This window comes from Flavobacterium sp. ZT3R18 (genome assembly GCF_007097385.1).
Taxonomy (GTDB): domain Bacteria; phylum Bacteroidota; class Bacteroidia; order Flavobacteriales; family Flavobacteriaceae; genus Flavobacterium.
In genome coordinates this window covers 1-25970 of the sequence record NZ_VJZS01000027.1, presented here as the reverse complement: position 1 = coordinate 25970, position 25970 = coordinate 1, and the positions used below count along the sequence as shown (strand labels likewise).

Genomic DNA, 25970 nt, shown 5'->3' with positions numbered 1-25970 from the left:
TAGATAATGAAAAAAACATCAAATCTTGTTGATATAAAAAGATATTTGCCTCACCGATCACCAATGTTAATGGTTGATTTAATTTTAAAATTTGACGATGAAAATGTAGATACCATTTTTGAAATTAAAGAAGGTAATGTGTTTATTCAAAATAATTTTTTTGTTGAAGCTGGATTGATAGAAAACATGGCTCAAACCTGTTCTTCTATAGTAGCAAAAGATTATTTGGTCGATGAAAACAATCAAGATATTGTTGGCGTAGATGTGGTGGGCTTTATAAGCGCAATCAAAACATTGAAGATTCATGTGCTGCCAAAAGTTGGTGATAGCATAATTGCCAAAGCTTGCTTAGTTTCTAAGTTTGTTACAGATACGTATAGTTTATGTACCATGAGTTGCAGTACTTTTTCTGGAGATGAATTGCTTTTAGAGGGAGAAATTAATCTTTATATACAAGAAAATAATTCAAAGGGATAATTACCACATTCGCATTTATGAGTTGAATGCACCAAACAAATATTTTCTTCAAATGAAATCGCCAAGATAGCGTTTGTCGCAAAAACCAATGAAAATCTGGCGATACCATGTTTCCTAAATTTAAATAGTAGCTACACATGAAACAAGACGAAGTTCCACAAGACAAAGGCAATCTTTCTAATAAAAACATGAAAGAACTGGTGTATGCCACTGATGAGAAAGGCAATTATACCACAGCGTTAAGTACAGGTTGGGAGCCTAAAACCATTGCACTTTCTAATTCAATTGATGAAATAAGCGAAAGAATTGCTGTTGCAAAAGCCCAAGTTGATGCTAATCAAGCAAGTCCTATTTTGTATTTTATGGAAGTAAGTAGAATGGATGTTGGGGTGCTTTCTAGTTATGTAGGTATGTGGCAATGGAGAGTAAAGCGTCATTTTAAGCCCAAAGTTTTCGCTGGATTAAGCGATTCTATTTTGAGTAAATATGCAGCATCATTTAATATAACTATAGAAGAATTGAAAAATTTTAAAACAAATTAATGGAAACAAACTTTACACATCATCAATCAGCTCATTGTGAGAATGGGGTAGCTTCCAATTTGTTGAAACATAATGGTCTAGATATAAGTGAACCCATGGTTTTTGGAATCGGCTCAGGCCTTTTTTTTGTTTACTTGCCATTCTTAAAAGTAAATTATGCCCCGGCGATTAGCTACAGACCTATGCCAGGTTCTATTTTTAATAAATTAGCCAAACGTTTAGGGTTAAAGATAAAAAGACAAAAATTTTCTAGTGAAGCTAATGCTATAAAGGCATTAGATGAGAATCTAAAAAACAATATACCATCAGGATTGCAAGTAGGTGTTTACAATCTTACCTATTTTCCAGACGAATACCGTTTCCATTTCAATGCACACAACTTGGTGGTGTATGGAAAAACGGAAACCGATTATTTAATTAGTGATCCTGTGATGGAAAACGTAACCACTTTGACCCACGCCGAATTGAATAAAGTGCGTTTTGCCAAAGGTGCTTTTGCGCCAAGAGGTCAAATGTATTATCCAATTCAGGTTCCTGCTAATGTAGATTTGAAAGGGGCCATTATCAAAGGAATCAAAAATACGTGTAGGGATATGTTGGCGCCAATGCCAATTGTTGGTGTTCGTGGTATTCGATATGTAGCCAAGCTAATAAAAAAATGGCCAGTAAAAGAAGGGACTAAAAAAGCCAATCATTATTTGGCTCAAATCGTTCGTATGCAGGAAGAAATAGGTACAGGAGGCGGTGGTTTTCGTTTTATCTATGCCGCTTTTTTACAAGAAGCTTCGGTTATTTTAGAGAATGCAGCCCTGCAAGAATTGTCCTTAGAAATGACGGCTATAGGCGATTTATGGAGAGATTTTGCTGTTGAAGCTTCTCGAGTTTACAAAAACAGAAGTACCAAAGTCGATGTTTACAATGCACTTTCAGACGAGCTTTTGGCTATAGCTGATAAAGAAGAAGTGTTTTTTAAGAAATTGAAGAAAGCAATAAATTAAAGATTCTATTTTGCACCCCATCATTCAAATATCAAATTTATCCAAAATTTACAAAGATGCCGAAATGTATTCTTTGAGCGATTTTACTTTGGATATAAATGAAGGTCAGATTTTTGGTTTACTCGGTCCGAACGGCGCGGGGAAAACTACTTTGATTTCCATACTTTGCGGTTTGGTAAAACCAACATCAGGTACTTTTACCATTGATGGTTTAACCTATGCTAAAAATGCCAATGAAATCAAGAAAATTATTGGAGTAGTTCCTCAAGAATACGCCTTATACCCAACTTTAACCGCAAGGGAGAATTTATTGTATTTTGGAAGTATGTATGGTTTGAAAGGGGCAGATCTTAAAGAAAAAGTAATCGATAGTCTTGATTTTCTTGGGTTATTAAAATTTGCAGATAAGCGAATAGAAACTTTTTCGGGAGGGATGAAGCGTCGTGTCAATTTAATCGCTGGTATATTACATGATCCGAAAGTACTGTTTCTAGACGAACCAACAGTTGGTGTCGATGTACATTCGAAAAATGTGATTATCGAATACCTCAAAAAACTAAATGCAACAGGAACTACTATTATTTATACTTCGCATCACTTGTCTGAAGCTCAGGATTTTTGTACTACTATCGCAATTGTAGATAGAGGAGTGATTTATGCAGAGGGAACGCCAAACGAATTGATTGCTGCAACAAAAGAGGCTAGAAATCTAGAGGATGTTTTTATTTCGTTAACTGGAAAAGAATTGAGAGATGCTATATAAACTTCTTAGGTCTGTTTATAAGGAATTCTTGTTGCTAAAACGAGATATGGGTGGAGTAGTAACGCTGTTTTTGATGCCTTTGGTATTAATAATTACGGTGACCCTGATTCAAGATAGTACTTTTAAAGCCGTAAACGATTCAAAAATCCCCATTCTTTTGGTCGATTATGATAATGGAAACGTTTCTAAAACGGTTTATGATAATTTGCAAAAAAGTAACGTTTTTTCGGTTGTTACCAAAATAGATAACCAACCCATTACAGAAGCTGTTGCCAAAGAAGCGGTTTTTAAGGGAAAATACCAGTTGGCTATTATAATTCCATCTCATTTAAGCACGGATTTACAGGCTAAGATTGATCAGAATGTACAAAAAATTGTAAGCAGTTTAGGTTTTTCAGATTCATCGACTACGAAGAAAGTAGCTGAAATTGTTAACCAAAAAGAAGTGAAACTGTATTTTGATCCAGCAGTGCAATTGAGTTTTAAGAGCGGGGTCATGAATGCAATTGATAAAATGATTTCTCAAATAGAAACCAAATCAATTTATGCCACTTTTCAAGAGCAGTTGGGAGAAGGAGATACTAGTTTTGAGCAAAAAAGTTTTATCACTTTCAAAGAAATTGTGCCAAGAATAAACAACAAAGAAGTTACACCTAACTCAGTACAGCATAATGTTCCTGCTTGGACACTTTTTGCCATGTTTTTTATCGTAATTCCGTTGTCAATCAATATAGTAAAAGAGAAAACACAAGGAACTTTTATACGTTTAAGAACTAATCCAGTTTCTAATATAATTGTTTTGGTCGGTAAAACAGTGATGTATTTGATCATTTGTATGATTCAATTTTATATGATGATTGCCGTTGCGATATTTCTTTTTCCACATTTAGGTTTACCCGCACTCAATGCAGAGGGGAATCTAATGTTAATGAGTGTTGTGGCTTTATTTTCAGGATTAGCGGCTATAGGTTTCGGTATTTTATTAGGAACTATTGCTAAGACACAAGAGCAATCGGCTCCATTTGGAGCAACATCTGTCATTATTTTGGCTGCCATAGGTGGTGTTTGGGTTCCTGTATTTGCCATGCCCAAAATAATGCAAGTTATTGCACAATCCTCGCCCATGAATTGGGGATTAGAAGCATTTTATGATGTACTTTTGCGCAACGCTAGATTATTGGACTTAGTACCAGAATTAAGCTTGTTGTTTTTATTTTTTATTGTTACCACAACCATTGCATTGCTGTATGAAAAGAAAAAAAGAGCAGTTTAACGAAGCAACCGCTTTGACTATTACCCAAGAAATTCGAGTGCGATTCAATGAAACGGATCCTCTCGGAATCGTTTGGCATGGGTATTATATTACCTATTTTGAAGATGGAAGAGAAGCTTTCGGGCGTCATCATGGGATTTCCTATTTGGATGTTTTTGATAGTGGCTATACAACGCCTATCGTAAAATCGACCTGTGAGCATAAACTATCGTTGCGTTATGGCGATGTGTTTCGTATAGAAACAACGATTGTAGATACACCTGCGGCAAAAATGATTTATAGATTTAAAATATTTGATGCCAATAACGAAATTGCTTGTACTGGTGAAACCGTTCAAGTGTTTTTGGATAAAAAAGGAGAATTGATGCTAACTAATCCACCATTCTATGAGGAATGGAAGCGTAAAGTAGGGTTATTGTAGGATTGGTAAAAAGTAAAAAATGATTAAAGAAGTCTATATAACCGAAACGAATTGCATTACACCCATTGGGTTTGATGTCGCTGCCAATATAAAAAATATTGGCAATGAAGTTTCTGGTATTCAATTGCATCAAAATACAACTTTGATGCCTACCCCTTTTTATGCCTCAATTATTAAGGACGAAGATTTAAATTCGGCTTTCGCCAAAGTGACGCTTTCTGAGCATTACACAAGGTTAGAAAAAATGATGATTTTAGCATTAAATCCTATTGTTAAAAAGGCGGAATTAATTTTAAACGAAAAAACAGCTTTTATACTTTCTACTACAAAAGGTAATATTACAGGTTTAGAAAAAAATACAGACGGCAATGTTGAACAAGCCCATTTGCATCAATTAGCGAAAACAATTGCTGATTTTTTTGAATTTAAAACCGAACCTATTGTAGTTTCAAACGCCTGTGTTTCGGGTGTATTGGCGGTTTCTGTTGCCAAAAGATTAATTCAGAGTGGTTTGTATGACCATGTATTTGTAGTAGCTGGAGATGAAGTTTCGGAATTTGTTTTGTCTGGATTCAATTCCTTTCAAGCCATGAGCGATTTGCCTTGTAAGCCGTATTCTAAGAACAGAACAGGGGTTTCATTAGGCGAAGCGGCGGCTGCGGTTTTGGTTTCTTCAAATAAAGAAAATGCCAAAATTAAAATCATAGGAGATGGTTCTATAAATGATGCGAACCATATTTCGGGACCTTCCAGAACTGGGGAAGGACTTTTTAGAAGCATCCAAAGTGCTTTGGCGGAAGCCCAAATAAACAGCAATCAAATTGATTATATTTCGGCTCACGGTACTGCAACTCCTTTTAATGATGAGATGGAAGCCATTGCACTCAATAGATTAGGACTCGAAAACGTGCCTGTAAATAGTTTGAAAGGCTTTTATGGACATACTTTGGGGGCTTCGGGATTATTAGAAACGGTAATCGGAATTCATTCTGTACAAGAGAATAAGTTGTTTGTGTCATTGGGTTTTGATGAAATAGGGGTAAGTCAAACGATTGCTATTATTGAAAAAAGCGAAAACAAAAATATTCGTTATTTTCTAAAAACAGCGTCGGGTTTTGGAGGTTGTAATACGGCAGTTTTATTCGAAAAAGTAAATTAATGAGGACAAATAAAACCTATATTCAATCCTATTGTACGATTCAGAATAATGAAATTATTTTGAATGGAGATGCTGTTTTAAAACTAGAATCAATCCCTTTTTCTGATTTTTCAAAAAAAGCCTATCAAAATTTTGAAATGAATTATCCTAAGTTTTTTAAAATGGATAATTTGAGTAAACTCGCTTTTCTAGGAGCCGAATTGCTTTTGAAATCAGAAAATGATTCGGATAAAGAGAATAATACAGCATTAGTTTTTGCTAATAAATCATCGAGTTTAGATACCGATGTAAAGTACCAGAATTCAATTTCTGACAAAGAGGAATATTACCCAAGCCCTGCTGTTTTTGTGTACACTTTGCCTAATATTTGTTTAGGCGAAATAAGTATCAGACATCAATTGAAAAGCGAAAATTCTTTTTTTATATTTGCGGACTTCAATCCAGTATTTATGGAGCAGTATAGCAACATACTTTTAGAAACTAATAAAGCAGATAAAGTGCTGTGCGGGTGGGTAGAATATTATAATGAACAATACACCGCTTTCCTGTATTTGGTAGCTAAGGAAGGCGATTTTTTACATAACGAACAAACATTAATAAAACTATATAATAAGTAAACATGGAAGCATTAAAACAAGAATTAAAAAGTAAAATCATTGAAGTTTTAAATTTAGAAGATATTACAGTAGCAGATATAAATGACAATGATGCCTTATTTGGCGATGGATTAGGTCTTGATTCTATCGATGCATTAGAACTTATTGTGATGCTAGACAAAGATTATGGAATTAAATTAGTAGATCCTAAAGAAGGAAAAACTATTTTTCAATCTATAGAAACTATGGGGGCCTATATTGCTGAAAAAAGAGTTAAGTAATTTTAGATTTTAGATTAACGATTTTTGATTTCAGAATTATTGGATTCAGATTTTAAGTACATCAATTTTATCTTTTATTTAAAATTTTGAGCAAATCAAAAATCGTTAATCAACATTCAACATTCAAAAATCAATGTATAAAGGAGTTGCCATAACAGGAATGGGTATTATTTCTTCAATCGGGAATACGGTTGAGGAGAATTTTAATGCCTTGTTGAATAGTCAAGTAGCGATTACTACTATCGAAAATATTTCGACCGTGCATGCTGATGTAATTAAGGTTGGGGAAATTAAAAAAACCAATCAAGAATTAATTGAAGAATTGCAATTAGAAAAAGACAATAATTTTTCTAGAACAGCCCTGCTAGGAACAATTGCAGCTAAACAAGCCGTGAAAAATGCGGGAATAACTTCTATTAATGAATACAAGACTGGATTGATTTCGGCTACGAGTGTGGGCGGGATGGATATGACAGAACGTTTTTATTATGAATATTTTGAAAATCCTGAGATTACAAAATACATTAGCAGTCATAATGCGGGAGATATTACCGATAAAATAGCAAACGAACTAGGCCTGCAAGGTTTGGTAACCACCATTAGCACTGCTTGTTCTTCGGCTGCCAATGCCATTATGTTGGGAGCCCGTTTGATCAAATCAGGTAAATTAGATCGTGTTATAGTAGGAGGTACAGATGCATTATCTAAATTTACAATCAATGGATTTAAGACTTTAATGATTTTGTCTGATGGCTATAATATGCCTTTTGATAATGATCGTAAAGGATTGAATCTTGGTGAAGCGGCCGCTTATTTGGTTCTTGAATCAGATCAATTAGTAAAAAAAGAGAATAAAAAAGTACTGGCTCGTGTTTCTGGTTACGGGAATGCTAATGATGCTTTTCATCAAACTGCTTCTTCAGAGAATGGCGATGGGGCTTATTTAGCGATGGAAAAAGCTTTTCAAGTAGCCCAATTAAAACCAGAACAAATTGATTACATCAATGTTCACGGTACTGCAACACCCAATAATGATTTATCCGAAGGTCGTGCGATGGTGCGTATTTTTGGAGAAAACAAAGCGCCCGATTTTAGTTCAACCAAACCATTTACAGGGCATACGTTGGCTGCAGCAGCGGCCATTGAAGCGGTTTATAGTGTTTTGGCGATTCAGAATAATGTGGTTTTCCCAAATCTGAATTTTAAAACACCAATGCAAGAATTTAATTTGATTCCGCAAACGGTATTAAAAAATGCAACTATCGAACATGTACTTTCTAATTCCTTTGGTTTTGGAGGGAATTGTTCGACTCTTATATTTTCAAAAAGCGAATAGTTTACAATATGAAAAAGACATATATCAACGGATTAGGTTGTATTTCGGCTCAAAAAACATTCGATACTGTTTTCTTAGAAGAAGGGGAGGTAAACGAAAAGGATACTATTTTACCATTAAAATCTCCTGTTTACAAAGATTTTATACCTCCTGTGGCTATTAGAAGGATGGCAAAAGGAGTAAAAAATGGTATTGTAGCTTCGACTCTTGCTTTGAGAGAAGCCCAATTAGATACCGTTGATGCTATTATCACGGGTACTGGAATGGGATGTGTTGAAGATTCTGAGAAATTTTTGAAAGCCATTCTGGATAATGACGAGCAGTTTTTAACACCCACTTCGTTTATTCAATCGACACACAATACGGTTGGTGGTCAAATTGCATTGGGACTGCAATGCAAAGCCTATAATTTGACTTACGTAAACGGTTCGGTTTCGTTTGAATCGGCATTATTGGATGCAAAAATGAAAATTGAAGAAGGAGAAGCTTCTTCGGTTTTAGTAGGAGGAATTGAGGAAACAGGCGATTTTACTATGTCATTGCTTAAACTTATTGGATTTATAAAGCCAGAAAATCAAAGCCCATATTCCGTTTTAAACACCACTACAAAAGGTGCTGTTTTTGGTGAAGGTGCTACTTTTTTTGTTTTAGAAAATGAGAAAAAAGAAAATTCATTTGCAGCCATTTTGGATGTTGAAATTCTTAATAAATTGAATGTAAATGAAGTTGAAAATAAAATTACTACTTTTTTAGATTCAAATAGTTTGACAATTTTGGATATTGACGCTGTAGTTTTAGGGTATAATGGGGATGTTGAATCTGATTTGTATTATAAAAACCTATCCAATAGTACATTTGCAAATACGCCGCAAGTATATTACAAGCATTTGAGCGGAGAATATGATACCGCTTCGGCATTTGGATTGTGGGTAGGAGCAAAAATTATTAAAACTCAAGCTATTCCTGAAATTGTAAAGATAAATGCTGCAGAGAAATCAGTTTACAAAACAATCTTGTTGTACAATCAACGCAACGGTATTGACCATAGTTTTACTTTAATTTCAAAATGTTAAAACATAAAATAGCCGCTATTTTTTTTATTTCGATTTTAGTACTACTGGCTTTATTAAGCTTTTTTGTAGTGGTAGAAATCAAGTATTTTGTTATAGTAAGTTGTATTTGGTTTATGGTTGTTTTGTTTGGTTCTTCTTTTATTTTTTCAAATTATCACATCAAAGCGTATTGCAGCAATCCATTAGAAACCAATAAAAAGATTGCTATCACATTTGATGATGGTCCACACGAAATGTCGGTAATGGTTTTGGATGTTTTGCGACAATACAATGCTAAAGCGACTTTTTTTTGTATTGGAAAAAATATTGAAACACATCCCGAAATTTTCAAAAAAATTATTGAAGATGGACATCTTATTGGGAATCATTCGTATAGCCATGCTGAATTTTTTGATTTTTATAGAAAAAAACAAGTAATCGCCGAAATTGAAAAAACAGATGCGCTTATAACGTCATTTTTAGGAAAGAAAACAACACTGTTTAGACCACCCTATGGCGTTACCAACCCCTCTATTCGAAGGGCTTTGGCTGTTACAAAACATAAAACTATTGGTTGGAATATTAGGTCATTGGATGGCATAATTAAGAACGAAAAGTTTATTTTTAATAGAATTGTATCCAGAATATCGCCTGGTGGAATTGTACTTTTGCACGATACCTCTATTGCATCTGTAAATGTCTTGGAACAAGTTTTGCAGTTTTTACAAAATAATAACTATACCGTTGTTTCATTAGAACAACTGTTGAATATTGAAGCTTATGAAGATTAAAATTTTTATAGTAGTACTGTTTTTAATGGGTTCTCCATTTAATTCATTTTCGCAAGAGCAAAAAATGTCTGAAAGTGAGATAGCTGCTTTCAAACAATCGGTTGCAGTAATGGCAAAAAAAATCAAGACATTGAGTACTGATTTTATTCAATACAAACACATGGATTTTTTATCGAAAGATATTGAGACATCAGGAAAAATGATTTTCAAAGAACCAAATACTTTGCTTTGGCAATACAAAAAGCCATATAGCTATTCTATTATTTTTAAGAATGGAAAAATTCTAATTAATGATGAAGGAAAAAAGAGCACCATTGATGTTGGGAATAGTAAATTATTTGGTAAAATAAACAAGCTAATTGTAGGGAGTGTGAGTGGTGATCTATTTGATGACAAAGAGTTTTCAATAACTTATTTTAAAACAAAAGAACAAAATGTTACCAAGTTTATTCCAAAAGATGCCACTCTTAAAAAGTATATCAAGCAAATCGAATTGACTTTTGATAAAGACGAGGCTACCGTAGTCCAAGTAAAACTGATAGAATCATCAGCAGATTATACCCGAATTGTATTAAAAAACAAAGTAATCAATGCCAAAATCGATGAAACTTTATTTACGAATTAGTTCTTTAGTACTGCTTTTTTTTACTTCATGCGCTACAAATACGATGGTAAAGGATTGCACGGTTGTAGCGCTTGATGCTCCAACTTTTGAAGTCCCTTATTTTTCAAATCCAGAAATGGATTATGTTTACAAAGCCAATATTACGGCTTATGGAAATGAATTATCAGGAATTTTTATAGCCAAAAAAATTAATGACACCACGCATAGAATGGTGTTTACGACCGAGTTTGGAAATAAATTATTGGATTTTGAAATTACTGAGCATGATTTTAAAGTCAATTCAATTGTTGCAGAATTAGATCGAAAGATACTGATTAACACATTAGTAAAAGATTTCAGATTGCTTTTGCGAAGTCATTATCAGATTGCAGCACAATTTGAGAGTAAAGAAAGTAAAGTTTATCTCTCAGAGGATGGGAAGAGGTTGAATTATCTTTTTGTTTCCAAATCAGATAATACTTTAAGTAAAATTGTACATGCCACTAAAAGAAAAGAAAAAATAAACCTTTTTTATACGGTAGAAAACAATATTTTTGCCTCAAAAATTATAATTCAGCATAAAACAATGCCTTTAATAATTGAATTAAACTATTTTAACAATAAAACTAATTAACCTTATGAAATTAAATAACCAGTTTGCTAAAGGAATACTTATTCTTATTTTTACTTTTTTCGGAATACAACAAGCAGATGCGCAGGTCACTTTTAGACCAGGATTAAGAGGAGGTGCCAATTTTTCTCATTTTACAAAAGGTAGTGATTATTATTATGATCCCTATAATTCATCAAATAATTATTCAAATAACATAGATTATGCAACCAAGACTGATTTTTATATTGGTTTTTATGGTGCTTTGAAATTATCAAAATATTATACTTTGCAACCAGAGATTGACTATTCAGCTCAGGGTTCTAACTATAGATCTTCGATTAAAAGTGTTGATTTAGATGTCGATTATTTGTCTTTTGAAGTGTTAAATAAATTCACTTTTACGAATAAATTTAATATTCATTTTGGACCAGCATTAGATTTTGTCGTTAATAGAAATTTCAATCCCGATGCCAATGTTGATATGGCTTTCGTATTAGGTATGGGGATAAATTTTACGCCTAATTTTGGAATTGAAGCAAGAGTGAAAAAAGGAATAATTCCTGTAATTGATTATAATGATAGCCATACGAATGTTGTTTTCTCTCTTGGTGGTACTTATACATTTGATTTAAAATAAAAAACAATGCTATTACAAGATTTTTACAAAATAATTTCATTAGAAAAAACGGCCGAATCAAAATATTTGGCTATGATTTTAATCAATGAAAATCACGAAGTTTTCAAAGGACATTTCCCTGGTAATCCAATAATGCCTGGAGTTTGCATGATGCAAATCATAAAGGAACTGACAGAACAGATTACCGAAAGTTCTTTGTTTATGCAATCGTTATCAAACGTTAAGTTTATGGCTTTGATTAATCCTTTTAACACGCCAGAATTGCGTTTAGAATTGGATGTTACTCCTACAGAAGATAACTTGATTAAAGTTAAGAATGTGAGTTACTTTAATGAAACTGTAGCCTTGAAACTAAGTAGTGTTTACAGAAAACTATAATGTTGCCATTTCTTAATTTTTAATTTCATTTAAAATGAAAATACTTTTTGCATTCATCCTTTTTTTTGAATTTAGTAGTAATCCATCTATTACGGAGGTGAGGAAACTATATCCTACCGTTACCAGTTCTGAAACGAATGCCAAAGAATTTGTAGAAAAATTGGCAGCTTTTTCCAAAGAAGATAATAAAACTTTAGTGGCCTACAAAGGAGCTTCTTTAGCCATAGTTTCTAAATTGGAGAAAAAGATTTCGAATAGATCCAAGAAATTTAAAGAGGGAGCTAGTTTAATTGAATACGCCGTTGCAAACGAACCTAACAATATTGAAATTCGTTTGGTTCGATTGAGTGTTCAAGAAAATGTTCCTAAAATTGTAAATTATAGAGGAAATAAAAAAGAAGATGCAACCTTTTTATTAGACCATTATAAAGAGCAAACCGGAGCGTTGAAAGTTTATGTGGGTAAATTTATAGAACAATCTAAAAGTTTTTCTACCACCGAAAAAGAATTGGTACAATAATTTAAGAATTAGAGTAAATGAGTGTTAGTTTTCTAGAAAAAGAACGGATTGATCGATTAAAGATTTGTGTAATTGTACCTACCTACAATAATCACAAAACTTTGCAGCGCGTTTTAGATTCGGTTTTATCCTACACATCAAATATTATTGTAGTCAATGATGGTTCTACAGATGCAACTGCTCAAATTCTTGAAAATTATGCACATTTAGTTCAAGTGGATCATCCTAAAAATGCTGGTAAAGGAATTGCCTTGCGTAATGGCTTTAAAAAAGCATTAGAATTAAATTACAATTACGCCATTACAATTGATTCTGATGGTCAGCATTTTGCTTCTGATATTGCTGGTTTTGTTTCAGTTTTAGAAAAAGAAGGAGATGCTCTTTTGATTGGGAGTCGTAATATGACACAAGAGAATGTGCCTAAAAAAAGCAGTTTTGGAAATAAATTTTCTAATTTTTGGTTTTGGTTTGAAACCGGAATTAAGTTAGTGGATACGCAGTCTGGTTATAGATTATACCCTTTGCAAAAAATACCAACTCGTTATTTTACCAATAAATTTGAGTTTGAAATTGAAGTTATTGTGCGATCTGCTTGGAAAGATATTGCAGTAAAAAATATTCCTGTTCAAGTGTTATATGATCCAACAGAACGTGTTTCTCATTTTCGACCCTTCAAAGATTTTACTAGAATCAGTATTCTAAATACAGTTTTGGTAACTATAGCCTTGTTTTATATCAAGCCTCGTGGTTTTTTTAGAAAACTTAAAAAAAAAGGACTTAAGAAATTTTTTTTGGAAAATGTCTTGGAAAGTAATGATTCGAATGCCAGGAAATCCACTTCAATTGCCTTGGGTGTTTTTGTTGGTATTTCTCCTTTTTGGGGTTTTCAAACGATTATAGTGCTAGGTTTGGCGGTTTTATTTAAGTTAAATAAAGCCATCGCTTTTACTTTTTCGAATATTAGTTTTCCGCCATTAATCCCTTTTGTGATCTATGGTTCTTTAAAAATTGGGAGTTGCTTTATTACGAGTGACAAGCCATTGCTTTTAAATACAACGATGACTTTTGCAGATATTCAAAAAAATATTGCTCAATATCTGGTTGGAAGCTTTGTTTTAGCGACTATTTTGGCGCTTCTTTTTGGTCTTACAAGTTATTTGCTCTTGACTTTTGTAAATAATTTAAAACATAAAAAATAGTAGCATGCGCAATTATTTATTCCATTTTTATACATTGATTACAAAAAATAAATTCCTTTCGATAGCTATAGCCGTTGTTTTGTTTTTGTTTCTTGGTTTTTTTGCAACTAGAATTTCATTTCAAGAAAATATCAACCAATTAATTCCTTCTAATGACCAATCTGGTATAACTTCGAAAGTATTAGAACAGGTTAATTTTGCTGATAAAATTACTGTAATTATCTCGCGTGAAAAAGGTTCTACCGATGATTTAACGCAATACGCCAATGCTTTTATCGATAGTTTAGATGTCAATTGTACCCCTTTTGTCGAAAAAGTGCAAGGAAAAATTGAAGATGAAAACATTCAAGAAACATTTGAGTTTGTTTATGCTAATTTGCCTCTTTTTCTAGATCAAAAAGATTATGCAGCAATTGAAAGTAAATTGCAAAAGGACAGCGTTGCAGCTAGCGTTGCTGCTAATTATAAATCACTAATCTCTCCAGCAGGGCTTATCTCTAAAGATTTTATCCTTCAAGATCCACTCGGGATTTCATTTATTGCTTTAAAAAAATTACAGCAGTTAAGTGTGGGTGATGATTTTGAATTACAAAACGGATTTGTATTAACCAAAGATAAAAAGAATCTACTGCTTTTTATAACCCCCAAGTTAGAAACCAATGAAACCGATAAAAACGCACAGTTTATTGCGAATTTAGAGCATATTAGAAATAACTTGAATGCTAGGTTTAAAGGTAAAGTAGGGATGATTTATTTTGGAGCGACCCCAGTAGCTGTTGCCAATGCCACTCAGATAAAAGCCGATGTAAAAAACACTTCTATTTTTGCTGGTGTTACCTTGATATTGATTCTTGCTTTTTTCTACAGAAGTTTTTCTACTCCAATTATTATTTTTATTCCCTCCATGCTAGGGGCTTTATTTGCTTTGACCCTTTTGTATTTTTGCAAAGGGAGTATTTCGGCAATTTCACTGGGGATAAGCTCTATTTTGTTGGGAGAAACGACGGATTATTCTATTTATGTTTTGACGCATTTGCGGAATAATAAAAATGTAAAACTACTTTATAAAGACATTACAAAACCATTGTTGCTTTGCGGCATTACAACGTCGATCACATTTTTATGTTTGTTTTTTATAAAATCGGAAGCTTTGCAGGATTTAGGGATTTTTGCTGCTTTGAGTGTTGTTTCTACTTCTGTTTTCTCGTTGGTATTGATTCCAATTTTATATAGCCCCCCAGCCCCCGAAGGGGGAGCTATGCGTGTAGCGCAACTTTTAAATCTCAATTCTGACTCCAATACTCAAGTTCCCCCTTCGGGGGCTAGGGGGCTTAATGTTATTGACAAACTGGGGGATTACGCATACCATAAAAATAAATATTTGGTAGGTTCAATGGTATTGTTGCTGCTAGTTTCTCTTTTTACCTATTCTAAAGTTACTTTTAATAATGACCTTTCGGCTTTGAATTTCATGAGTCCTGAGCTAAAATCAGCAGAGCAAAAACTAGATCATATTGCTAATAATGATTCAAAATCTATTTATTTGGCTACTTATGGTAAAAGTTATGATGAAGTGGTGGCCAATAATAATGCGCTGTTTACTACTTTAGAAAAAAATAAAAGTGCAAAGGAAATCTTGAATTTTAGTTCAATAGGTGGGATTGTTTTTTCTGCTGATGTACAACAACAAAAGATTCAAGAGTGGAATGCTTTTTGGAATACCCAAAAAAAATCTAATCTCAGGAGTGCCTTAATTCAGGAAGGAAGCCAATTTGGTTTTAAAGAAAATACCTTTTCAGGATTTTATGAATTACTGAATAAAAGTTTTTCTCCTATAAAAATGGAAGAATACCTAAAAGTAAAATCCTTTTTTCTGGAAGAATTTGTTTCTCAAAAAAATGGTTTTTATACCATTTCTACTCTGGTAAAAGTGCCAAATGACAAAAGAGATGCATTTGTAAATACAATAAAAAAGCAAGACCAATTAGTTGTTATTGACAGGCAGCAAACCAACGAAACTTTCCTAGGAACGTTGAAAGCTAATTTTGAAGACCTTGTTAATTATTCTTTTATTGCGGTATTTTTTATCCTATTATTTGCTTTTAGAAAAATAGAGTTGGTCATCATTACGATTATTCCAATTATGATTAGTTGGGTTTTTACCACTGGATTGATGGGTATGTTTGGGTTGCAATTTAATGTGGTTAATATTATTGTCTGTACTTTAATTTTTGGAATCGGCGTTGATTATAGCATATTTATGACATCGGCATTGCAAAAGGAGCATACTTTCGGGAAAATAGAATTGCCAAGTTACCGTACTTCTATTTTGCTTTCGGTGGCGACTACTATTTTAGGAATTGGAGTGCTTATTTTCGCCAAGCATCCTGCACTGAAATCCATTTCGTTAATTGCTATAATTGGTATATTTTCGGCATTGATGATAACCTTTATAATTCAACCCTTAGTATTCAATTTTTTTGTTACCAATAGGACTAAGAAAGGGAAAAATCCTTATGAAATTAAGCGACTCATTCATTCGATTTTGTCTTTTACCTATTTTGGTTTAGGAGGTTTTATTTTATCTGTATTTGGAAATGTTATGATGAAAATTTTGCCTTTTTCAAAAAAATCAAAACTCATGGGATTCCATTATTTATTATCAAAATTTATGGGTTCTGTGTTTTTGACTTACCCGTCTAACAAGCGTAAACTTATAAATCAATCGAATGTAGATTTCAAAAAACCAGCTGTAATTATTGCCAATCATTCCTCATTTTTGGATATCTTGGCAGTAGGAATGTTGAGTCCAAAGATTATATTTTTGGTCAGTGATTGGGTGTATAATTCTCCCGTTTTTGGTTTAGGAGTTCGTATGGTTGGGTTTTATCCCGTATCGAGTGGGATGGACAACGGAATAGAACATTTGCGTGCCAAAGTAGAGCAAGGATTTTCGATTATGGTTTTTCCAGAAGGCAGTCGCTCCGAAAATAATTCTATAAATCGTTTCCATAAAGGGGCTTTTTATTTGGCAGAGCAATTCAATTTAGATATTATTCCTGTTGTTATTCATGGCTATTCTGAGATGTTGCCCAAAGGAGATTTTGTTATCAATGGAGGAAGAACTACAGTAAAAATTTTAGATAGAATTCTTCCAAGTGATTTAACTTTTGGGAAAGATTATGCGGAGCGGACAAAGAAATTGAGCTCTTTTTTTAAATTGCAGTATAACAAAATGCGTTTGGATTTAGAAGGTCCCAATTATTTTAAAAAGATGACCCTCAACAGTTTTGATTTTAAAGAAATCGAAGTGATTCAGGCTGTCAAAAAAGATTTAGAGGCTCATTTAGAATTGTATTATGAGTTGGATAAATGGATTGATTCTAAGGCTAGAATTTTGCATATTGCGAATGATTACGGGCAATTGGATGTGTTGCTTTCGTTTCAACAATCACAAAGAAAAATAGAGTCGTTTATTGCTAATGATTTGAACAGAGCCGTAGCCAAAACCAATTATATACTAAAGAAAAGGAATATTCAGTACTTGGATTCGAGTGAAGCAATAGTTGCGAAAAAGTATGATATTGTTTTAATTTCTGATAAAAACACCAAAATCAATTTGGAATTAATTTGCGATTTATCTGAAACCGTTATTTTATTAAATGCAGAAAATTTAAAAGACACTATATTGAATCTGGGATTTGAAATTGATATTGAAATTGACAACTTGACTGGATTAAAGAAAAAGGTATTATGAAAGAGCAGTACGATGTAGTTATAATAGGTAGCGGATTGGGCGGACTGGTTTCTGCCATTATTCTAGCCAAAGAAGGATACAGTGTTTGTGTGCTCGAAAAAAACAATCAGTTTGGGGGTAATTTGCAAACGTTTGTTCGTGATAAAACCATTTTTGATACTGGGATTCATTATATAGGTGGGTTAAGTGAAGGGCAGAATTTGTACCGATATTTTAAATATTTAGGTATTATGGATGATTTGAAACTCAAACAATTAGACGAAGATGGTTTTGATATTGTTTCATTCGAGGATGGCAATCAAGAATTTCCACATGCGCAAGGGTATGAGAATTTTATAAATCAATTGGTAAAATCGTTTCCTGAAGAAAGAGAAACGATTCAAAGATATTGTAAAGATATTATTGAAACCTGTGACTCGTTTCCGTTGTATAATTTAAAGACAGAAGGTCAATATGATAATGCTATTTTATCAATCAATGCTAAGCAGTATATTGATGAATTAACGGAGAATAAAAAGTTGAGAGCTGTACTCGCAGGCACCAACTTTCTTTATGGTGGAATTGCCGATAAATCGCCTTTGTACGTACACGCATTATCCGTGAATTCCTATATGCAAAGTGCTTGGCGTTGTATCAATGGAGGGAGTCAAATTACGAAGCAATTAATAAAACAACTCAAAAAACACGGCGGCGAAGTGTATAAATACAAAGAAGTTGTAGAACTGGTAGTAACCGATAATGCTGTAAATACGGCTAAGATGAAAGACGGTTCTGCTGTTTCTGCCCAGTATTTTGTTTCTAATGTAGATCCAAAAGCCACATTAAAAATGGCTGGAGAAAACAACTTTAGAAAAGCCTTTGTCAACAGAATTTCGAGTTTAGAAGGGGGAGTTTCAGCATTTAGTTTGTATATCGTTTTTAAACCCGATACTTTTAAATATTTGAATCGTAATTACTACCATTTTAAGGATAGTAATGAAGTTTGGACAGCACATGAATATACCGAAGGGTCATGGCCAAAAGCATTTATGGCCTCTATGAATGCTTCTAAAAAAGATACTGGTTGGGCAGAGGGAATGACTTTTATAACCTACATGAAATTTGAGGATGTAAAAAAATGGGAGCATACCAGTAATACAACAGCCGAAAAAGAAGATAGAGGCGAAAGTTATGAAGATTTTAAATCCAGAAAAACAGCACGATTTCTACACGAAATAGAGCTCAAATTTCCTGGTATAAAAGAGTGTATTAAGTCGGTTCATACTTCGACACCGCTTTCGTATAGGGATTATATAGGTGGGCACAAGGGGAATATGTATGGGTATGAAAAGGATTCTAATAACCCCATGAAGACCTTTATAGCCTCCAAAACGAAGTTGGATAATCTTTTCTTAACAGGTCAAAGTATTAATATGCACGGCGTTCTTGGTGTTACCATTGGTGCGGTAGTTACGTGTTCTGAAATTGTAGGGAAAGAATATTTGGTCGATAAAATTAATTCAACTATAGCATCAAGATAGATTTAGTAAATGAAAAAGCAAATTGGGTATATTATTTTAATTGTTTCTATTTTTTTAGTTGCTTCTTGTGGTACATCCAATTCAATGCATCATCAACCAGATTTGACAGGATTTGAAAAAGCTGTTCCAATAGTAAAAAAGCAGTCGAATAGTGTTTTTTATACGGGTAATAATTTCCTGCTCAAAAACAAGTATGATCTGTGGGAACTTTATGTAGCCGGCGATCCTCTAGAAAGAGGTATGGCTATTGGGAGTTTGACGGATTCACTGTTGAAAAAACAGGAGTATGTTTTCTTTGATAAAATTAATGATATAGTTCCTTCTCATTTTAAAAAACAAGCATTACGAAGTTTTCTAAAATGGTACAATAGGAAATTATATCTCAATGTTACCAATGAATTTCAATCTGAAATTTATGGTATTTCTAGGTACGCACCGAAAGATTTGGATTATATAGCCCCTAATTTTTTAAGAGATTTATATTTACACGGTGCTCATGATATTGGGCATGCTGTTCAAGATTTGGCTATGGTAGGCTGTACTTCTTTTGCAGTTTGGGGAGATAAATCCGAAGATGGAAGTTTAATTCTGGGCAGAAATTTTGACTTTAATGCAGGCGATGCTTTCGCAAAAGATAAAATCGTAGCCTTTATCAATCCAAAAGAAGGACATCCCTTTATGATGGTAACTTGGCCGGGTATGATAGGGGTATGCTCCGGTATGAATTTAGAAGGATTAACGCTTACCATTAATGCCGGCAAGTCTAAGATCCCTTTAATAGCCAAGACACCGATCTCTATTTTGACTAGAGAAATTTTGCAGTATGCCTCAACTATAGACGAAGCGATTGCGATTGCTAAAAGAAGTAAAGTGTTTGTCTCAGAGTCCATCATGGTAGGAAGTGCCAAGGATAATAAAGCCATCTTGATTGAAATTTCCCCAGATAATTTAGATGTTTTTGATGTAGAAAATAGCAATCAGTTAATTTGTTCCAATCATTTTCAGAGTGATGCTTTAAAAGGGAATAAAAGGAATAAAGACCAAATTAAAAACAGTCATTCTCAATACAGATACGATAGAATGACGCAACTTTTAGATGAAAATAAAAAGATAAATCCCCAAATAGCCGTTTCTATTTTAAGAAACAAAGACGGCTTAAATAATTTACCTTTGGGTTACGGAAACGAAAAAGCATTGAATCAATTACTGGCACATCACGGAATTGTTTTTAAGCCAGCTCAAAAACTGGTTTGGGTATCGGCAAATCCGTATCAACTTGGGGAATTTGTTTGTTATGATTTGAATGCAATATTTAGTAATAGAAAAATTAACGATTCAATAGTTTCATTAGAAAACGAAAAGCTAAATATACCCAAAGACCCTTTTCTAGAAACGGTCGCTTACAAAAATTACGAATTGTTCCGAATAGAAGATCGGAAAATCGATGCTTTTTTAGCAGATGAAAAAGAGATACCAACGAGTTTTATAGAAAATTACCAATCGTTGAACCCAGATTATTGGATTGTTTATTACAAAGTGGGTCTATATTTTTATCAAAAGGCAGCATATAAATTGGCACAAGAGCAATTTGAAATTAGCTTAACCAAAGAGATTACAACGCTTCCTAACAAAGAAGAAGTGGAGAGATATTTAAAAAAAATTAAAAGAAAACTACAATGATTCCAAAGATAGAAACGGCTACTTTAGCTGAAATTAAAACGTTTCAAGAGCAAAAGTTAATGGAAGTTTTGAGCTATGTAAATGAACATTCTCCTTTTTATAAAGGGCTGTTTTCTAAAAATAATATTGATAGTAATAGTATAAAAACGCTGGAGGATTTGTCACTTTTGCCAATTACTAAAAAAGAAGATTTACAAAAATACAATGATGATTTTCTATGTGTTCCACCCAATAAAATTATTGATTATGCCACTACATCGGGCACTTTGGGAGATCCCGTTACTTTTGGGTTAACCGACAAAGATTTGGATCGATTGGCGTATAATGAAGCTATTTCGTTTGATTGTGCAGGGATAAAAGAAGGTGATGTGGTGCAACTGATGACTACAATCGACCGTCGTTTCATGGCAGGATTGGCTTATTTTTTGGGCCTTCGAAAAATGAAAGTGGGTGTCATTCGTGTGGGCGCTGGAATACCGGAATTGCAATGGGATTCTATCTTGAAATACAAACCAACCCATTTGATTACCGTCCCTTCATTTTTACTTAAAATGATTGAATACGCTGAGAATCACAATATCGATATCAATAATTCTAGTGTAAAAGGCGCTATTTGTATTGGGGAATCTTTGAGAAATCAAGATTTCACGATGAATGTTTTGTCTAAAAAAATAACGGACAAATGGGATATTAAATTATTCTCTACCTATGCTTCTACCGAAATGAGCACGGCTTTTACCGAATGTGAGCATGGAGTAGGAGGACACCATCATCCCGAGCTGATTATTGTGGAAGTATTGGATGAAAACAATAATCCAGTAAAAAATGGAGAATCCGGTGAATTAACGTTTACCACTTTAGGAATTGAAGCCATGCCGCTAGTTCGCTTCAAAACGGGCGATATTGTACAATTGCATACCGACCCTTGTTTGTGTGGTCGAAACACATTGCGTGTAGGTCCCGTTATTGGAAGAAAACAGCACATGATAAAATACAAAGGAACCACGTTGTACCCTCCTGCAATGAATGATGTATTGAATGATTTTGATGCAATCGAAAGCCATATCATAGAGATTTCTACCAATGAATTAGGAACCGATGAGATTCTGATTAAAATTGCGGTTAAGAACCCAACACCCTTTTTTCTACAGGAATTAAAAGATCATTTTAGAGCCAAATTACGGGTAACTCCCAAAATAGAGTTTACTACGAATGAAGCTTTAAAACCTTTAATCTTTAATCCGATGAGTAGAAAACCAATTCATTTTTTTGATAATAGAAAAAGCATGTAATAACCCGTTGGTTGTAATTATTTTCAATACATAGCAACATAGATTTTCTAAGTTCAAAAGTAGGTGTTTTACTTATTTTAACGCACATAGCTGTCTATGTGAAAGAAATGTGTTCTTTTTTTTACAAAATCTTTGTTTCTATGTGTTAGACCATAAATTAACAACCAAAAGCGTCTCAATGATTAAATATTCGGCAACCGATATGTACGGACAGGTTGTTGATGAATATTTGTAATTATTTGGAGTGTATGGTTATATGTGGTACCCTATTGCCTATAGGTATGACTATAGGCGTGTGGCGCGTATTTATGCCGGAACCAATGAAATCATAAAATACTGATTGCCCATAAATTGTTTAAAGATTTATAGCGGTTCTTTGATTTTTAAGCAATAAATGAATAGCCAACTAAATTTTTAAATTTCTAGCATGAACCTTAAAAAAAGCCCTCCAGAAAATATGAAGGGCTAATAACTAAAAAGGATCTTATTTTTTTGATTCTTCAACAGAAACTTTTCTAAACTCTTTTAACAATTTTTCTAAGTCTAAAGTTGATTTACGAGCTCTTGTTCCAGCTGATTTGTTTCCTTTTTCGATGTGTAGTTCGGCTTCTGTTTTTAATGTTTCAAATTCGGCGGTGATTTTTTCGAATAGATCTTTCATGATAATGCTTTATTAAATTAGGCTGCAAAAATAGAAGTTAGCTTATTAGTTAGGGACAATTTGTTGTTAAAATTACAATTGTTTTTTATAAAAAAATGTAATGCATTGGTGTTTATTGTTTTAAGTATTTTGTGCTTAAGCTGGATTTACAATAATCCTAATTTTTTAGCTTTATTTATTAAATCTCTATCACTGCCTTTCCCCATTAGTAGCTGTTCTTTTATATTCGCTTTTCTTTTTTCTATAGCACTCATAGAAAGAGGAATATAGTCGGGAAGATTAACCGTTTTAACTCCTTGTGAAATTAAGACTAAAATCTGACTATCGTGTTTATCCCAATTTATATTGCTTTTATGCAGTTCTCTCTGTGATTCAATTATAGTGGGGCTTCGGTACAGCTCTCCATCCATGATTTTTTTACAAATAATAGGAAATAATTCAAAATTAATATCACTTTTAGAAACAAAGCCTTCTGGGTTTATTTCCTTAATGATTTTATCTACTGTAAAGGGTTCACTGTGCATTGTAAGTAGAACGATTTTACAGTTTTTGAATTTTTGTCTAATTAGCGAAGCCAGGTCAATACCATTTTCAATATTAAACTCCATATACGGAGGCAGGCTAATATCTAATAAGGCCAAATCAATATTCGTATGTTGTTTTAGATTTAAAAGTATTTTGTTGTAAGCATCCTGACAATTATAGCTCTTTATAAAATTGGGCGTGTTCTCTTGAAAAGCGGTAACAGATAGAAGGTTACTATAGCTATCAACGGTCATTGGGTGGTCATCTACGATCAAAATAGTAAGGGGCATATTCATTTTGTCCAATTTCTTTCAAAATTAATTAAATATTACGGAATAACCGTAATATTTAAAGAAAGTAAAGATGTTAATTTGTAGTAGATGATGTTTAACTTTAACTAATATTTTCATGAAAAATAAATTATACATTGCCGGACTAGTTTTGATTGCTGTACTAACTTATTCATGTTCTAATGATGAGGATAATTATGATGTTCAGGGAGTTAAAACTAAAGAGTTTAATACACCGCAGTCTGTTTTGAAAAATGAATTAACTGCAAAAGGTGTTGATTCTACTGCTGTAAAAATGACTGAGGAAGATGGTGATCCAATTAATCCAATACCACCAAGATAGTTTAAGACATAATTAATTGTAACAAGAGTACCATATGATTTATTTGTAAATCATATGGTACTCTTGTTTTAAAATACTATATTTGAAAGTATAAAATAATAATAGCAATTTGAGTACTCTTACTAAAATAATCTGTTTACTGCCACTATTCTTTTTTTTTTCATGCCAAGAGAATCATTCGGGTGCTTATGTAAAAAGCAGCACGCCTTTATTTAATAAAACTTATTTAGAAGGTTTAGAAAAAAATAAAAAAGAAAACTACTTAGATTCAATTGGGGATTTATTAAAATCTAAAGAAAATGATTCCATCGTCAGAGAAATATATTTAAAAGTCGCAACGGAATATTATTACATTGATAATTTAGAAAAATCTTTATCTTTCAGTTTAAAGGCTTTGCAATTGTCTAAGCAGGCTAAGGATAGTGTCAGAATCCCTAAGGCATTATACTATGTGGGGGATTGCTATCGAAGCACAAAAAAGGATAGTGCATACTTTTATTATTTACAAGCTGAGAAATTATATTATAAAATTCATGATTATGATAATATGGGCAGAATGTTATTTAATAAAGCCTATGTTTTATTTTATGACGGAAATTATGTAGAATGTGAAGTTGAAATTTCTAAAGCATTGTTGTATTTAAAAAATTCTACCAATCACCGTTTGATTTATTCTTGTAATACATTAATGGGAAATTGTTTAGAAAAATTGGTCAATTACGATGAAGCCTTACGATATCATAAATTAGCTTTGAGCGGTTTAGAAAAAATTAAAAGCAATGGTAAAGACAGAAATGAAATAGATAATTACAATTTAATTTCTGTTATAAATATATGTAATTTATATGATTTAAAAGAGGAATATTCCAAGTCCATAGACCAATTACAACGGTTACTTTCAGAAGATTTAAAAAAGAAATCACCAATTTTATATGCTAATGTTTTGAGTAATTTGGCTTATTCTAAGATGAAAAGTGGGAATTATAAAAATGTTGATTCCATGTTTCTTGAATCCTTACGAATTGTAGATAGTATAGGTGTTGAGTCTGATGTTTTGTATAAAAAGATCCATATAGGAGAATATTTTTTAACTCAGAAGGATACACTAAAATCAATTAAAATTTTAAAGGAAGCGAATCAATTAGCTATTAAAATTAAAAACAGTAATGAAATTTTAGCTTCCTTAAAATTGCTGTCCGAATTGGATAAGAATAATAGGTTGTTTTATGCAAACGAATACATTAAAGTAAGTGACAGTATTAATCTAGTTCAAAAAAATGCTCATAATAAGTATGCCAGAATTGAATATGAAACTTCAAGAATAGAGGATGAAAATAAAGTTTTGACAAGAGAGAACTTTTATATTTTAATTGTTTCGTTTGGGTTAATTTTATTACTGGGATTAATTATTGCTTTGCGGTATTTAAAATATAGAAATAAAGAGTTAGAGTTTTTTAAGAAACAGAAAACTGCTAATGAAGAGATATTTCAATTATTGACAGAACAAAACAAAAAAATTGATATTGCAAAAGATAATGAGAAGACCAGAATTGCAAAAGAATTGCATGATGGCGTGATGAATAAAATTTATGGTGTTCGAATGAATTTAGGTTTCTTTAATACTTTAATAGACGAAGAAACAATTGAGAAAAGAAAAGTATATATTCTGGAATTGCAAAATATTGAGTACGAACTTAGAATGATATCGCATGACTTAAATAAAGGTTCTTTGTTTGATGGTAATGATTTTAATGTATTATTGACTAGTTTAGTCGAAAATCAAAAAGAGTTTACCAACACTCAGTTCAAATACGAAAATGATGGAATGTTTGAATGGGAAAGCGTGGAAAATATATATAAGATCAATTTATACCGTATCATTCAAGAGGCTATTTTGAATGTTAATAAATATGCAAATGCCAAAAAATGTGAGGTAAAAATAGAGAGAAAGGATAGCAATATTTTAAAAATGAGCATTAGTGATGATGGACAAGGATTTGATCTTATAAGTAAAAAAGGCGGTATCGGATTGAGTAATATGAAAGAAAGAACGAATTCTTTGAAAGGGCAATTTAAAGTTGAATCAAAAATTGGAGAAGGAACAAAAATTGAAGTTGTGTTTAATCTTCAGAAACTATCCCAATAGATTATCAAAAAAGAGTTATTGAGGTCAGTACCTAATCACATATTATTTCTTTATGGCAAATATTATCTGCCTTTACCATCCTTTTGATTAAATTGTTAAATATTGTGTCTTTGCTT

26 protein-coding genes are annotated in these 25970 nt (G+C 32.7%); 24 read left to right on the top strand and 2 right to left on the bottom strand.

The genetic code is table 11. The features are described 5' to 3' along the window. Positions 1–6: 6 nt before the first annotated feature. From FNW52_RS18780 to FNW52_RS18675, 22 genes are all read left to right on the top strand, one after another. Positions 7–477 (top strand): ABC transporter permease, encoded by a 471-nt coding sequence (locus FNW52_RS18780; RefSeq protein WP_143379008.1) that lies wholly within the window; start codon positions 7–9, stop codon positions 475–477. A 137-nt stretch (positions 478–614) separates the two neighbouring features. Beyond that, complete coding sequence (locus FNW52_RS18775) at positions 615–1019, top strand: hypothetical protein (RefSeq protein WP_143379007.1); 405 nt, start codon at positions 615–617, stop codon at positions 1017–1019. After that, on the top strand, positions 1019–2017 hold the full coding sequence (locus FNW52_RS18770) for a BtrH N-terminal domain-containing protein (RefSeq protein WP_143379006.1): 999 nt from the start codon (positions 1019–1021) through the stop codon (positions 2015–2017). The genes FNW52_RS18775 and FNW52_RS18770 overlap by 1 nt, the downstream gene beginning before the upstream one ends. 64 nt (positions 2018–2081) lie before the next feature. Continuing rightward, positions 2082–2780, top strand: a complete 699-nt coding sequence (locus FNW52_RS18765; protein ID WP_185966041.1) for an ABC transporter ATP-binding protein — start codon at positions 2082–2084, stop codon at positions 2778–2780. Continuing rightward, entirely contained in the window at positions 2770–4053 is a 1284-nt protein-coding gene (locus tag FNW52_RS18760) for an ABC transporter permease (RefSeq protein WP_143379004.1), read from the top strand. Before FNW52_RS18765 ends, FNW52_RS18760 begins: the two co-directional genes overlap by 11 nt. Further along, positions 4028–4474, top strand: coding sequence for a thioesterase family protein (locus FNW52_RS18755; RefSeq protein WP_143379003.1), 447 nt, complete (start codon positions 4028–4030; stop codon positions 4472–4474). Before FNW52_RS18760 ends, FNW52_RS18755 begins: the two co-directional genes overlap by 26 nt. 19 nt (positions 4475–4493) lie before the next feature. Further along, the gene (locus FNW52_RS18750; protein ID WP_143379002.1) at positions 4494–5633 is read left to right on the top strand and encodes a beta-ketoacyl synthase; all 1140 of its coding nucleotides are present in this window, start codon (positions 4494–4496) and stop codon (positions 5631–5633) included. Then, the gene (locus FNW52_RS18745; RefSeq protein ID WP_143379001.1) at positions 5633–6250 is read left to right on the top strand and encodes a 3-oxoacyl-ACP synthase; all 618 of its coding nucleotides are present in this window, start codon (positions 5633–5635) and stop codon (positions 6248–6250) included. The genes FNW52_RS18750 and FNW52_RS18745 overlap by 1 nt, the downstream gene beginning before the upstream one ends. A gap of 2 nt (positions 6251–6252) precedes the next feature. Next, the gene (locus tag FNW52_RS18740; protein WP_143379000.1) at positions 6253–6510 is read left to right on the top strand and encodes a phosphopantetheine-binding protein; all 258 of its coding nucleotides are present in this window, start codon (positions 6253–6255) and stop codon (positions 6508–6510) included. A 133-nt stretch (positions 6511–6643) separates the two neighbouring features. Next, positions 6644–7846 (top strand): beta-ketoacyl synthase, encoded by a 1203-nt coding sequence (locus FNW52_RS18735; protein ID WP_143378999.1) that lies wholly within the window; start codon positions 6644–6646, stop codon positions 7844–7846. An 8-nt stretch (positions 7847–7854) separates the two neighbouring features. Beyond that, positions 7855–8919, top strand: a complete 1065-nt coding sequence (locus FNW52_RS18730; protein ID WP_143378998.1) for a beta-ketoacyl synthase N-terminal-like domain-containing protein — start codon at positions 7855–7857, stop codon at positions 8917–8919. Then, the gene (locus FNW52_RS18725; RefSeq protein WP_143378997.1) at positions 8913–9689 is read left to right on the top strand and encodes a polysaccharide deacetylase family protein; all 777 of its coding nucleotides are present in this window, start codon (positions 8913–8915) and stop codon (positions 9687–9689) included. The genes FNW52_RS18730 and FNW52_RS18725 overlap by 7 nt, the downstream gene beginning before the upstream one ends. Then, positions 9679–10314 (top strand): outer membrane lipoprotein carrier protein LolA, encoded by a 636-nt coding sequence (locus FNW52_RS18720; protein WP_143378996.1) that lies wholly within the window; start codon positions 9679–9681, stop codon positions 10312–10314. Before FNW52_RS18725 ends, FNW52_RS18720 begins: the two co-directional genes overlap by 11 nt. Then, positions 10292–10927, top strand: coding sequence for a hypothetical protein (locus FNW52_RS18715; protein ID WP_255515653.1), 636 nt, complete (start codon positions 10292–10294; stop codon positions 10925–10927). Before FNW52_RS18720 ends, FNW52_RS18715 begins: the two co-directional genes overlap by 23 nt. Before the next feature lie 4 nt (positions 10928–10931). Beyond that, on the top strand, positions 10932–11543 hold the full coding sequence (locus tag FNW52_RS18710; RefSeq protein WP_143378994.1) for an outer membrane beta-barrel protein: 612 nt from the start codon (positions 10932–10934) through the stop codon (positions 11541–11543). A gap of 6 nt (positions 11544–11549) precedes the next feature. After that, positions 11550–11921 carry a 3-hydroxyacyl-ACP dehydratase gene (locus FNW52_RS18705; RefSeq protein WP_143378993.1) on the top strand — a complete coding sequence of 124 codons (372 nt, stop codon included), beginning with the start codon at positions 11550–11552 and terminating at the stop codon, positions 11919–11921. Positions 11922–11955: 34 nt separating this feature from the next. Further along, positions 11956–12441: a hypothetical protein gene (locus FNW52_RS18700; RefSeq protein WP_143378992.1), complete on the top strand. Its 486-nt coding sequence runs from the start codon at positions 11956–11958 to the stop codon at positions 12439–12441. A gap of 17 nt (positions 12442–12458) precedes the next feature. Beyond that, entirely contained in the window at positions 12459–13640 is a 1182-nt protein-coding gene (locus FNW52_RS18695) for a DUF2062 domain-containing protein (RefSeq protein WP_143378991.1), read from the top strand. Positions 13641–13644: 4 nt separating this feature from the next. Beyond that, on the top strand, positions 13645–17397 hold the full coding sequence (locus FNW52_RS18690; RefSeq protein WP_143378990.1) for a 1-acyl-sn-glycerol-3-phosphate acyltransferase: 3753 nt from the start codon (positions 13645–13647) through the stop codon (positions 17395–17397). Then, positions 17394–18917, top strand: a complete 1524-nt coding sequence (locus tag FNW52_RS18685; protein WP_143378989.1) for an NAD(P)/FAD-dependent oxidoreductase — start codon at positions 17394–17396, stop codon at positions 18915–18917. The genes FNW52_RS18690 and FNW52_RS18685 overlap by 4 nt, the downstream gene beginning before the upstream one ends. 9 nt (positions 18918–18926) lie before the next feature. Further along, positions 18927–20597 (top strand): C45 family peptidase, encoded by a 1671-nt coding sequence (locus tag FNW52_RS18680; RefSeq protein ID WP_143378988.1) that lies wholly within the window; start codon positions 18927–18929, stop codon positions 20595–20597. Then, positions 20594–21889, top strand: a complete 1296-nt coding sequence (locus tag FNW52_RS18675; RefSeq protein ID WP_143378987.1) for a phenylacetate--CoA ligase — start codon at positions 20594–20596, stop codon at positions 21887–21889. Before FNW52_RS18680 ends, FNW52_RS18675 begins: the two co-directional genes overlap by 4 nt. 484 nt (positions 21890–22373) lie before the next feature. Here the strand turns inward: FNW52_RS18675 and FNW52_RS18665 are convergent, their stop codons facing one another. Next, entirely contained in the window at positions 22374–22550 is a 177-nt protein-coding gene (locus tag FNW52_RS18665) for a histone H1 (RefSeq protein WP_143378986.1), read from the bottom strand. 146 nt (positions 22551–22696) lie between these two features. After that, on the bottom strand, positions 22697–23371 hold the full coding sequence (locus FNW52_RS18660) for a response regulator (RefSeq protein ID WP_255515652.1): 675 nt from the start codon (positions 23369–23371) through the stop codon (positions 22697–22699). A 112-nt stretch (positions 23372–23483) separates the two neighbouring features. Between FNW52_RS18660 and FNW52_RS18655 the strand changes: the two genes are divergently transcribed. Both FNW52_RS18655 and FNW52_RS18650 read left to right on the top strand, forming a co-directional pair. Further along, positions 23484–23708 (top strand): hypothetical protein, encoded by a 225-nt coding sequence (locus tag FNW52_RS18655; protein WP_143378985.1) that lies wholly within the window; start codon positions 23484–23486, stop codon positions 23706–23708. 109 nt (positions 23709–23817) lie between these two features. Continuing rightward, positions 23818–25854, top strand: coding sequence for a tetratricopeptide repeat-containing sensor histidine kinase (locus tag FNW52_RS18650; protein ID WP_143378984.1), 2037 nt, complete (start codon positions 23818–23820; stop codon positions 25852–25854). Positions 25855–25970 lie beyond the last annotated feature (116 nt).